Source organism: Alteribacillus sp. YIM 98480, assembly GCF_009765375.1.
Classification (GTDB): Bacteria; Bacillota; Bacilli; order Bacillales; family Marinococcaceae; genus Alteribacillus.
Genome location: NZ_VTOK01000012.1, coordinates 110,470 through 122,520, shown reverse-complemented (window position 1 = coordinate 122,520; position 12,051 = coordinate 110,470). Strand labels below are relative to the sequence as shown.

The window sequence follows — 12,051 nt, the reverse complement described above, 5'->3', positions numbered from 1 at the left end:
TGCGTTTTGCAAACCAGGCTGACGTCTGTTTAATTGTGAGATGGAGGTTCTTCTTCATCTAACTTTCTAGCTCCATCAATTTGACAATTTTCATATTTTGGATTTACAGTACCCCCTGCCATACCTTCGCTGATCATTCGGTCTACATCCATGCTGTAATTTGTTTTATCCGTTTGTCCTTTTTGCAATTTATCCATGCCTACCCCTCCCATATTTTTAGCATGTCCCCGCATAGAAGCGGCATACGGGACATATTTTGGGAATTTATACAGGCGGAGTATGATCCTCAAAAATATGGTACAAAACTAAATCATGGACTTGAGTTGTTATATTTTCTATTTCATTAGATGGAGGCTGCACTCCTTCCCATATAATCGAACCATCTTTAAAATACACGCCATTATAGTATGATCCCTTAAAATAAAAGGAGAATCCCCACTCTTTTCGCAGCCAATTATTCTTTTTTTCATACCATTGAAAATGCGAAATCATTTTCTATATCCCCCATTTTTAGGATAGTAAGTATTCTTTGCATCTTATCATATCAAAAAACAATCAAAAAGTTGTTACTGTCATGCTTGCCGAAAATTTATCCAGTTGGTAAAGTGATAATGGTAAACCAAGGTGCTAAATTAAAAGGAGTTTAAAAATGGATGGATTATGGCTGATAATAATAATGATAGCAGTTGGAGCTGTTATAGGCGGACTGACAAACTCGTTAGCTATAAAAATGTTGTTTAGACCGTATAAGCCAGTTTATGTGGGGAAATGGAGAGTTCCTTTTACGCCTGGGCTTATTCCAAAACGAAGAGGGGAAATGGCAGAACAAATGGGTAAGATGGTGGTCAATCATTTATTGACACCAGAGGGAATTCAGAAAAAAATAATAAAAAAGTCTTTTCGAGTAAAGATGACAAAATGGATAACAGACGAAATCACTAAATCACTTTATAGTTCTGCAGCTCCGACTGATTTTTTTCAAGAAACCTGGAATGTCAATAACATTAGAATTACGCTGCAAGAGAAAACAGAATATTTTATAAAAGAAAAATTAGATCGTTTTATCATAGAAAATGAGCATAAAGAAATAAAAGAACTTCTCCCTATAGGTGTGATTGAAAAAGGTGATGAATTAGTTCCTATTCTTGCTCGAAAAGTTACAAAAAAAGGAGCAGAGTATTTTAGAGGGGAAGAAGGACGAAAACAGCTATATGTTCTTTTGGAGAAATTTCTCCAAGGGAAAGGCTCTATGTTGAATTTTTTAGGTTCTATGTTTGGTAATGATAAAATCATTGAAAAACTTCAGCCGGAAATTGTTCGTTTTTTTGAAGATCCAGCCTCAGAAGCATTCATTAGGGATATAATAAAAAAGGAATGGTTAAAAATACAACATAAACCCTTTTCTACAGCAGCCTCTCAGATTGATACGGATAAATTAGCTAAAAAGACGGCTGATTTATTAAATAAAGAATTGCCCCTTTTCAACTATTTAGACAGCCCGTTACATGAGTGGGCGCCAGCATTTGAAGAAAAAATTACAAAACAATGGATACCCGGGATTATCGAACAGATACAAAGTTTTTTAGCGGACAGACTGAGTAATTTATTTGAACAATTGGAGTTGGAAAATGTTGTAAGAGAAAGAGTAGACACATTTTCGGTTGATCGGCTAGAAACAATGGTACTATCTATTTCAAGACGTGAATTTAAAATGATAACTTACCTGGGTGCGCTTCTAGGTGGGTTAGTTGGACTGTTTCAAGGCGTATTTGTTATCCTTTTTCTTTAAAAGTTGAGGATAAGGATGATTTATGGAAGCTTTTCATGTTATGCTCGGTAAAGATTTAAAAAAGGAGGACCAATAATGTCCAATATTTATGATAGTGCACGAGAATTATCTAACACTTTAAGAAACAGTGATGAATTTCAAAACTTAAAAAATTTGCATGAAGAAGTGGAAAATGATGAAGTAGCAAAAAGAATGCTTGATAATTTCCGCCAAATACAATTGGACCTTCAACAAAAACAAATGCAAGGCCAGCAGCCATCAGAAGAAGAGATTACACAAGCACAAAAACAATTTGAAATGGTTCAGCAGCACGACGTTATCTCCAAATTGATGGAAGAAGAACAACGAATGAGCACTATTATTAGTGATTTAAATAAAATTATTACCGAACCCCTTGAAGATCTTTATGGGTCTCCTGAAGAGCAGCAAGGTTAGAAAAAGTTTTCCCTGCAGAAATGTTTCTGCAGGTTTTTTTAAAAGGTAAGAAATTATAAATATTTGGCATTTTTGATGTCTAGCTTCAGCGCCTACTCGCTCGAGACGGTTCGTCAATGGAAAGCAAAGATCAGCTTTCCATATGCCAACCCTCCAGGACTTTCGCTCGTGAGCAAGGCGCTTGCGCTTTTCTTATATTTAAAAGTCATTTGTTTCATGATTTGTTTCCGTTCTAAAGAATGCCCGGACAACATAGGGTAAAATAGAAAAGGCTTAGCGCCGAGGAGGGGGAAACAACATGAAGTACCGATTATTGGCGATGAGTATAGACGGTGTACTTTTGAAAAATAATGATCGGATTAGCCGGGAAACAAAAGAAGCTGTTGATTTTGTAAGAAAAAAAGGAGTATATTCTGTACTTGTAACGAACCGAAGTTTTTCAGCAGCGAAAAAAATAGCAAAACAATTAAAAATGGAGCATGAGATGATTTCTCACGGCGGCGCCTTATTAGCAGGAATATCGGGTATGCCGATCTTAGAGGCCAGGATGCCTACAGAGATGGTATTTGATGCTGCTGAATATTTAGAACGTTTTCCATGCCGTATACAACTTGAAAGTCAAGACTATGAATGGGAAAATAAACATCAGCATACTAGAAAGGTGCTCGGTAAGATACAATTCAGTCTCGGAGAAGGATTATTTCAACCCAAAACATACACAGAAAAAGTATCTGCTTCTGTTTATGAACAACAGCTAAGTGCTTTGCGATTGTTCGGAGAGTTTGAAGAAGAGCAGCAAGCTGAAAAGTGCAGGGAGCAGTTATTAGAAGCTATACCGGGTATTATAATAGAGCAAACAGGTAAGCATTTAACAATAAAAAAAGAGCAGGCAACGAAGGAATATGCATTATCTTATCTTATGTCTGAACTTGGTATAAAGAGAGAAGAAACAATTTTTGTTGGTTCAGGAACCGCTGATGCGCCAGCCCTGGAAATGGCTGGAATTGGGGTAGCTATGGGGCAGGCATCTGATGAGTTGAAAGAAAAAGCAGACTGGGTTACACGTTCAAATGAGCAAGACGGAGTAGCATATATGATTAAAGAAGTATTCCGAAAGCAAATGAGAGTAGAAGTATAAAACCAATAAAACAGCGGGCCGGTATAAATACCGGTCCTTTTTTAATACCTGAGGAAAGTATAAGAGTTTGTTAAAGGATCCAGTAAAACATAACGATTCGGCGGCATGCCGAATTTATATTGACCTCAAGAAATACATTATGTACACTTAAGCTGATTTCAAGCAAGCAGGAAGGAATGAATCAATCAAATGATTATTCAAATAAAAGGGGCAGGGGACAAAGAACTGCGCCCTCTTCAGCACATTGCTGACATGTACGATATAGATGCAGAAATAAGTATGACAACTGAAACAAATGCAGATGCGGCAGTTACTTTTGAAGAGACGAGAAACGGTGAGTATATCGCTTCGACAGCGACATTTTTACATACTAATGGGGTTAGTTTAAAAGAAACATTCCAAAAGTACGCTCCTCTAATATTAAGTGTAAAAGATATTTATAAGAAATCAAAACAAGCAAGAGCTCATCTATTTGTAAAGCTTTTAAACAAATGGACAAGCACCATTCAGCCCTGGGGAACGTTAACTGGTATTCGTCCTACTAAATTATGGCATTCTCTTTTTCAGGATGGATTTGAACCAGCAGAAATAAAAGAACATTTGCAAAATGACTATCTAGTGTCAGAAAATAAAGCTTCCCTTATAGAAAATATTGGCCGCCGCCAGCAAAAAGTGCTGCCAGACTTATATGAATTACATAATGGCGTAAGCATTTACATAGGCATACCGTTTTGCCCGACAAAATGTGCTTATTGTACATTTCCGGCTTATGCAATAAACGGAAAGAATGGGTCTGTTGAAGCATTTCTTAATGGACTGCATTATGAAATGGAACAAATTGGAGAATGGCTTGAACAATCTGGAGTGCCGGTAACAACTATATATTTTGGAGGAGGTACGCCAACGAGCATTAGTGCAGCAGAAATGGATGCGTTGTATGCAAAGATGTATGAAGTTATTCCAGGAATACATGATGTACGCGAAATAACAGTCGAGGCTGGCAGGCCTGATACCATCACTCCTGAAAAACTTAATGTCCTTTCAAAATGGAATATAGATCGTATAAGTATTAATCCACAGTCTTTTGATAATCAAACGTTAAAAGCAATCGGCCGGCATCACTCCGTTGAAGAAACAAAGGAAAAGTACGAATTGTCTCGTAAAATGGGTATGAAAAACATAAATATGGATTTAATAATCGGCCTTCCTGGGGAAGGGACAAAGGAAATGGAAAAAAGTCTAGAAGAAACAGAAAAGTTGTCTCCTGAATCCGTAACCGTTCACACGTTATCTTTTAAAAGAGCTTCTACGATGACAAAGCAAAAAGAAAAATATAAAGTAGCGGAAAAAGATGAGATTGAAAAAATGATGGAGCTGACAGCGGCCTGGATGAATTCTCATCATTATTGCCCTTATTATCTGTACCGGCAGAAAAACATATTAGGAAATTTAGAGAACGTAGGATATTCATTAGAAGGAAAAGAAAGTTTATATAATATTATTATTATGGAGGAAGTTCAAACAATTATTGGTATTGGCTGTGGAGCTGCAAGTAAATGGGTAGATCCTGTTACTAAAAAAATAGGCAGGTTTGCCAATCCAAAAGATCCGGTATCCTATAATAATCGGTTTGAAGAATACACAAATAAAAAAATTGATTCATTGGATCAATTGTTTAAACATCATATAGATCATAAAGCTGTTCCGGAATAACCCTGGAACAGCTTTATGTGTAATTTGTTTATCTGTGAAATAATAATAATTTCCCGTTTCGGGTCATCCGGTGAGTCACATCTTGAAAGTTTTCTTCTTCAAGCCGCTGCTTTCCGTGGTCAATAGCTAATGTATCTTTTTCATATTCGAATGTCTCATTTAGTAATAAGGAACCATCTTTATCAAAAACCGTAAGAAAGTATTGCAATTGAAATTCCCCCTCCTTTAATTTGACTGAATATTCGTTTAATATCTTTATTTTACGTCGAAATAGAATATCAAACAAGTCACTTTATTGATAAATTTTGTCACTATTTCGTCCATAGATTTATTTGTTTTTTTGGTAACATGGTAGAGGGGAGGTGCAGCATTGGCAAAGAAAGAAAAGAAAAAGCCAGTACGAACTGCTATCGCTTTTTTCTCCTTGTTTTTATTTATTGGAGCGTTATTTTTAAAAGCGGTGAATAACGAAGAAACAGATAAAGAAAAGTCATCCCATTCTTTTTCAAAAGAAGAAATACCAGAATCTTTGATTCCTATATATAAAGAGGCAGCAGAAGAATACGAAGTGTCATGGGAATTACTTGCAGCCGTTCATAGAGTAGAAACAGTGTTTTCAACGATGGATGAACTAGAGAGTCCAGCCGGTGCAATCGGTCACACTCAATTTATGCCATGTACTTTTATCGGTTGGGGATATCCAGGATGTGATGACGAAGAAAAAGGAAATTTGGATATACCAAAATCTACTTTAACAGATATGTCTGTTATTAATAAATATGGGGGTTACGGAGTGGACGGGGATGGAAATGGCAGAGCAGATCCTTATGACATAGAAGATGCGGTTTATTCTACAGCAAATTACCTGGCCGCAAATGGAGCAGCAGATGGAAAGGAAAAGAAAGCAATATTCCAATACAATCAAGCTGATTGGTACGTAGAAGAAGTGTTAAATTATGCAAAAGAATATGAAAAACATTATGTGGCAGTGAAAAATAAAGAATATGATTTACATAATTAGTGCTTAATTATAAGCAAAGGAGAGGATGACTATTGATTGAATTCATAATAGATGTAAATTTAATCGAAATGTTGTTCGTCATTTCTTTGCTTTATATTGCTGGATAGTCTGTATTAGAATCATCTTCTGGATGTTGGAACTGCCGTTACCAAATAGTACACCGTCTTCAATTAGAGAGAGGAAACGTTGAGCCTCTGTTTATCCCAAAATATTTTTCGTTCACTTTTATTAAAAGAAAAGTTCCAGCAGTCGAGGATCAAAAGGATGAAGAAGAAGCTAGTAATCATTTCTCCAAAAATGTTAAAAAAACAAACGGGAGGAATGATGAGACTTTGGTTAAAAAATGGAAATTATTTTTAGCAGCTGCAGTAATTTTTATTTCAGGATGCGAAATGGGGCAAGTCCCGATTACTTCAGAAAGTAAGGGCACATGGAACCACTATTTTGTCTATCCGTTTTCGTTGGTGCTGATTTTTTTCGCAGACCTTTTTCAGGGCAGTTACGGGTTAGCGATCGTGATGGTGACCATAATTATTCGCTTGCTCCTGCTGCCTCTGTTTTTAAAACAGCAAAAAAGCACTTTAGCAATCAAACAGCTGCAGCCTGAAATGGAAGCTTTGAAAAATAAGTTTGATTTAAAAAAACAAGAACAGATGCAGAGATATCAACAGGCAATAATGAGAGCCGGATCCATGGTATATTACCCCTTTAGCAGCTGGTATTGTTATGTTTTTACAGACAAAAATGAATATCACAGATACTTCCACTGCTCAGATGAAGCCGCTCTTGTATATTATGCCAGTTATGATGGTGATAGCAGGGATCGCATTGCCGTCTGCGCTCTCTTTATATTGGTTTGCATGAGGAATATTTATGGTCTTTCAATCTCTCCTATTTGCGCACCAAAGAAAACAAATGAAAGAACAGGAATCAACAACTTAGATGTAAAGGATCATGCACAAACGCCCGTGGCTTGAATAGGATAGGATGGAAAAGGAGGCGGGCGTTTATATGAACAATGATATGCATATGTATAATTTGTGCCAGCAGCATCTCGGTCAATTTGTGATGGTTCAAACAAAAAACAATGAATATTTTAATGGTTATGTTGAAGACGTAGACGAAAACAATGTTTATATGATGATTCCAGATTATGATAACAATAATAACAATCATGTGTACCAAAACATGAATGGAAATAATATGCATGAGGTAATGCCGCAGCACATGAACGGAAACGATATGCAGCACATAATGCCTCAGCATATGAACGGAAACGATATGCAGCACATGATGCCGCAGCATATGAATGGAAACGATATGCAGCACATGATGCCGCAGCATATGAACAATAACAATATGCAGCATATGATGCCACAACATATGAACAATAACCATATGGAAAATGTGATGCCTTACACTTCTCCATCGAAACAAAAAAAATGCGGCTGCAATAATAGAGGTAACCGGCAATTTTACGGATTTGGCGGATATCCTGCTTACTATTACCCTTACTATTTCCCATATTTCCCTCGTTACAGAAGGTTAATTTTGCCATTAGCGGCGCTCGTTGCATTATCTGCACTTCCATATTATTAAACATTCAACTCCCTCTTTGAAGAGGGGGTTTTTAAATGTCTAGTAACGTATTCTTATTATTGTCTAGCTTTTGGTACCTAACCTAACAGTTTTAGAGGACGTTATTCTAAAACCGCGAATGTTCTAAAAAGAGACAAGCCGAATTTTATATTCTTCTAATAAAACAACCAGGAATTCATACGAGCATATGTTCACATGATTTTGATATAATGAAATAATAACAAATAAGAAAGGTTGGCTTTATATGGAAGCATTGCGATTTATTCATGCTGCTGATCTGCATTTGGGTTCTCCCATGCCGTCCGCTGCTGGAGCTTCTTCCTTATTGAAAAATCAATTGGAAGATAGTATATATACTGCTGTACATAAAATGGTTGAAGATGCTATTCAATTACAAGTGGATTTTGTTATTTTAGCAGGCGATTTATTCGATCAAGAAAACAGAAGTATAAAAAGCCAGCTTTTTCTCAAACAAAAGTTAGAGTTGTTACAACCATATGATATTACCGTTTACATTCTATTTGGCAACCATGATCCGATGGACAAAAAATATGCACCGATTGGATGGCCAGATCACGTTGAAGTTTTTTCAACAGAGCCGGAGACAAAAACTTATTTTAAAAACAATAGACCAGCAGCCCATCTCTATGGGTGCAGCTATAGTGAACGATCACTTAAAACGAACATTGCTAAGACGTACGAGAAAAAAGAAGGAGTTCCATTTCACATAGGTGTTGTTCACGGCCAAGAAAAAAATATGACAGGATCCGCTCATTATGCTCCTTTTTCCTTGAAGGATCTTGAGGAAAAAAATATGGATTATTGGGCACTTGGACATATTCATACAAGACAATATTTAAGACCTCATATTTGTTATCCAGGGAATATTCAAGCAAGACATCGCAAGGAACAAGGAGAGAAAGGCTATTTGTTAGTGGAATTGGAAAAGGAAACTATTGATGTTTCTTTTCAAGCCGTTTCCACAGTGGTGTTTGAGAAAGTTGACGTGATGATAGATGGGCACGAAACATTTGATAGTTTATCAAACACGCTGTTAAGTCAAATTAAAGAAATGTCACAGAATAGTGCAGCTGGTTTATGGCTTGAAGTAGAGTTAACCGGGAATGGAGATTTAAGTGAATATATTCAAGGTGAAACAAACATTGAAGAATGGAAAGAAACTTTGAATGAAATTGGTTCCTCAGAAAGGCCTTTTTTTTATATTTATGAAATAATCAATAAAACACTTCCACTTTCTATATCAAAACAAATCAACGAAGGTGATCATTTTCTTGGCGATGTGGAGCAAGCAGCGATTTATTACAAAACATCTCCAAACATTCTTGAAAAGGAATGGGAGGAACTGCTTGGCCATCCATCTGTGAAAAAGTTTATCTCAAAACCGGAAATCGATTTTATTATAGAAGAAGCAGAGCGGTTAGTATGGAATAAGTGGGGAAAGGGGGAGTCCAGTTGAACATTGAAAAAATACATATTTATGGTTTTGGAAAATTTATAGATTGCTCCATTAATATTCAACACACTTTTCATATTATACAGGGAGAAAATGAAGCAGGGAAATCTACTCTTCGTGCTTTTATTGCAGCTGTTCTCTTTGGATTCCCTTCTAAAAAAGAAAAAAGGCTTCGATATGAACCAAAAAAAAGCAGTGCTTATGGAGGGAGCTTAACTCTGCGGTTACAAAGTGAAAAAGTAATTATCATTGAACGTGTAATGAGGACCAAAGCAGCTGGTGATGTTGCGGTGTACTTAGAAAATGGGGAAGTATTAGGAGAAGAGTGGCTGCTTTCCTTTTTAGGGAACATGGATCGAACGGTTTTCCAAGGGATTTTTTGTTTTGGTTTAGAAGGCCTAAGTGAAATCGACCAATTAAAAGGAGATGCCTTAAACAGATATATTTATGAAGCTGGCATGACAGGAACAAAACGAGTTTTTCAAATGGACAAAGAAATAGAAAGTGAGTTGAGCGCTCTTTTTAAGCCAAAAGGGAAAAAGCCAGTAATTAATAAAAGTATTAAAGATCTAAACAGTCAGTTAATGGAGCTGAGAAAATGGGAAAGAGAATTTGATCGGTATAGTATGCTTCTAAAACAAAAAAAGCAGTTTAAACAAGAACTGGATGCACTTCAAGCAGAAAAAAAACAGTTAATGAATGAAAAAGAAAACCTGCAGCGAAAAGAGACCTTACTTCATTCCGTGCAGGAAAAAATAGAATTAGACCGAAAAATGAAAGTATTGGAGCCATTTGATAAGGTAGCTCTAGAAGCAGAGGAACAATGGAAACATTATAGTAATGAGAGAACGGAAGCGGAGAAAGGAATAGAAGAAAGCAAAATACGTATTCAACAGCTTTCTTCTAAACATACTGGAGCTTTCGTTGATTGGACTATTATTAAAGCAATAGATAAAATTCATGCGTTAAAAGAAAAAGTCCCACTTTATAAAAAATATGTGAAGGACAAAGAAAGTCTGGGTTTATCTATTCAGAAAAAAAAAGAAAAAGCAGCAGATCGATTAGAACGTTTAGGAATATTAGATGCAGGACAATTGGATTCAAGCGTAACAACCATTTTGGCTGAGAAAGAGCTTCATCAAATTATAGAAAAAGGCAAAGAGTTAAAAGAAAGACAACGACTGCTTGAGGAACAGCATATAGAGCAGCAACGAAAACTCGATTTATTAAAAACGGATCTCTCCGAACTTGAACAACAACGAAGACCTGTCTCTGAGTGCAAAAATAGTGAGAGAATAGTGTGTGACCAAGAATTTTTGGAAAAAGGCTTTCGCCGTGCAGGAAATACGACCGAAGTTATCCTTCAAATCGCAGCAGTTATTTTTTTAACCTTGGGATGTTGGGAAATACTAACCGGCAGCTTGTTTTTGGGAGGGGCTGTGTTCGCAATAGGAACAGCTGCTTTTGTTTTCTTATTTTACCGAAAACAAAGCCAAAAAAACTCTTTTGAAGCATTTGATAATCTAAATTATTCAGAGCACAAGCGGCTGCTTGAACAAGATCAAAGGACAGAAGCTGCTGTAAGAGAAATGAAATGGCAGTTTGACAGAGAAGAAAACATGTACCAATCCTTTGTGGATCGTTTAAAAGAGGCAGCTGTTAAGTGGAATGGACTAGAAAATGAATTACAAAAATGGTGCAGCCGTTATCAGTTTCCTTTTATTAATAGCATTCATATTGCTGAAAGTTTTTTTCAAGCTGTGAGAGAATGGAAAGACTTAAACGAAGAAATATCAGCAATGAAGAAAGAACAAAAAGTGATTAGTAAAGAATTAGAAGAAATAAAAACAGAAGTAAACGATATTGCTAAGCCGATCGATTTTCCATTAGATAATACTTTAGAACACATTGTAATGGGACTATGGGAACGATATAAAAGAGAAGAACAAGAAAATAATATATATTTAAAAGAAGCAGAAAAAATAGATGCAGCGTTTCAACAGAAACAGTTTTGGATCACAATGAGAACAAATGCTGTAATATTTATCGATAAAATCTATAAAACAGCTGAGGCTGACAACCAAGATGCATTTTTTCATGCTATCAGCCAAAAGAAGCAGTATGTAGAATGGAAAAAGCAAAAACAATGGCTTGAACAGCAAATAGCTGGTCAACTCTTGCCAGAAGAAACAATAGAGAATTGGGTAAAAGAACTGCATTCCCCTTTTACTCAGCCAGAAGAAAAAAAAGAGCTGCTTAATGATGATTTAGTCAGCTTAGAGCAAAGAGAACAAGACCTTTTTCAAACGATTGCAGAAGTGACACAAGATATAAAAAGAATAGAAGAAGGGGGAACTTACGAAGAAAAATTACAACAATTTGGAGAAGAAAAAGAAAGTTTACAGAAGAAAATTCATAAATGGCTTGTCTTAAAAACATCTAAACAATTAATTGAACAAGCAAAAGCTGTGTACGAAAAGGAAAGACAGCCTCAAGTGATACAAAAAGCATCATCATATTTTTCTTATATCACAAGAGAAAAATATGAACGACTGTATGCACCGGCTGGGCAAGAAAAATTCATCGTAGAAGATTCATCGGGATTAAGATTTTCACCCGAGGAATTAAGTCGCGGAACAGCTGAGCAGTTATATCTCTGTTTGCGTTTTGCCCTTGCAGAGGCGTATAGTCAAGCAGAAGTTTTTCCGCTTATTATGGATGACCCTTTTGTGAATTTTGATCAAGTCCGGCAGCAATCAGCTTTTTCATTATTACATAAAGCTGCTGCCAATAGACAAGTCATTTATTTTACCTGCCAAATACCATCTAGCAGTGTCATATCCGAGTGTGCTGTAACAAAGCTTTCTAGCAGTTGATCATAA

Annotated in this window: 13 protein-coding genes; 10 read left to right on the top strand and 3 right to left on the bottom strand. The window is 36.3% G+C overall.

Features of this window, described 5'->3' with window-relative positions; translation table 11 throughout:
* Nucleotides 1-29: 29 nt before the first annotated feature.
* Nucleotides 30-197 carry a hypothetical protein gene (locus tag FZF09_RS15940; RefSeq protein WP_199256809.1) on the bottom strand — a complete coding sequence of 56 codons (168 nt, stop codon included), beginning with the start codon at nt 195-197 and terminating at the stop codon, nt 30-32.
* A 67-nt stretch (nt 198-264) separates the two neighbouring features.
* Entirely contained in the window at nt 265-492 is a 228-nt protein-coding gene (locus FZF09_RS15935; RefSeq protein WP_158737594.1) for a DUF5342 family protein, read from the bottom strand.
* A 157-nt stretch (nt 493-649) separates the two neighbouring features.
* Here FZF09_RS15935 and FZF09_RS15930 point away from each other — a divergent pair, with 157 nt between their 5' ends.
* From FZF09_RS15930 to FZF09_RS15910, 5 genes are all read left to right on the top strand, one after another.
* On the top strand, nt 650-1,789 hold the full coding sequence (locus tag FZF09_RS15930; RefSeq protein ID WP_158737593.1) for a DUF445 domain-containing protein: 1,140 nt from the start codon (nt 650-652) through the stop codon (nt 1,787-1,789).
* Between the two features lie 75 nt (nt 1,790-1,864).
* Nucleotides 1,865-2,224, top strand: coding sequence for a YlbF/YmcA family competence regulator (locus FZF09_RS15925; RefSeq protein WP_158737592.1), 360 nt, complete (start codon nt 1,865-1,867; stop codon nt 2,222-2,224).
* A gap of 75 nt (nt 2,225-2,299) precedes the next feature.
* Nucleotides 2,300-2,485: a hypothetical protein gene (locus tag FZF09_RS15920; RefSeq protein ID WP_158737591.1), complete on the top strand. Its 186-nt coding sequence runs from the start codon at nt 2,300-2,302 to the stop codon at nt 2,483-2,485.
* A gap of 37 nt (nt 2,486-2,522) precedes the next feature.
* Nucleotides 2,523-3,362 carry an HAD-IIB family hydrolase gene (locus FZF09_RS15915; protein WP_158737590.1) on the top strand — a complete coding sequence of 280 codons (840 nt, stop codon included), beginning with the start codon at nt 2,523-2,525 and terminating at the stop codon, nt 3,360-3,362.
* 189 nt (nt 3,363-3,551) lie between these two features.
* Nucleotides 3,552-5,075, top strand: coding sequence for a coproporphyrinogen III oxidase (locus FZF09_RS15910; protein WP_158737589.1), 1,524 nt, complete (start codon nt 3,552-3,554; stop codon nt 5,073-5,075).
* 28 nt (nt 5,076-5,103) lie between these two features.
* Here the strand turns inward: FZF09_RS15910 and FZF09_RS15905 are convergent, their stop codons facing one another.
* Entirely contained in the window at nt 5,104-5,283 is a 180-nt protein-coding gene (locus FZF09_RS15905) for a YhzD family protein (RefSeq protein ID WP_158737588.1), read from the bottom strand.
* Between the two features lie 162 nt (nt 5,284-5,445).
* On the opposite strand from FZF09_RS15905, the gene FZF09_RS15900 reads away from it, so the two are divergent.
* From FZF09_RS15900 to FZF09_RS15880, 5 genes are all read left to right on the top strand, one after another.
* The gene (locus tag FZF09_RS15900) at nt 5,446-6,096 is read left to right on the top strand and encodes a lytic transglycosylase domain-containing protein (RefSeq protein ID WP_158737587.1); all 651 of its coding nucleotides are present in this window, start codon (nt 5,446-5,448) and stop codon (nt 6,094-6,096) included.
* A gap of 332 nt (nt 6,097-6,428) precedes the next feature.
* Nucleotides 6,429-7,073, top strand: coding sequence for a YidC/Oxa1 family membrane protein insertase (locus tag FZF09_RS23465; protein WP_158737586.1), 645 nt, complete (start codon nt 6,429-6,431; stop codon nt 7,071-7,073).
* 34 nt (nt 7,074-7,107) lie between these two features.
* Nucleotides 7,108-7,695, top strand: coding sequence for a hypothetical protein (locus tag FZF09_RS15890; protein WP_158737585.1), 588 nt, complete (start codon nt 7,108-7,110; stop codon nt 7,693-7,695).
* 244 nt (nt 7,696-7,939) lie between these two features.
* Nucleotides 7,940-9,172 (top strand): metallophosphoesterase family protein, encoded by a 1,233-nt coding sequence (locus FZF09_RS15885; protein WP_158737584.1) that lies wholly within the window; start codon nt 7,940-7,942, stop codon nt 9,170-9,172.
* Entirely contained in the window at nt 9,169-12,045 is a 2,877-nt protein-coding gene (locus FZF09_RS15880; protein WP_158737583.1) for an ATP-binding protein, read from the top strand. The genes FZF09_RS15885 and FZF09_RS15880 overlap by 4 nt, the downstream gene beginning before the upstream one ends.
* Nucleotides 12,046-12,051: the final 6 nt, after the last annotated feature.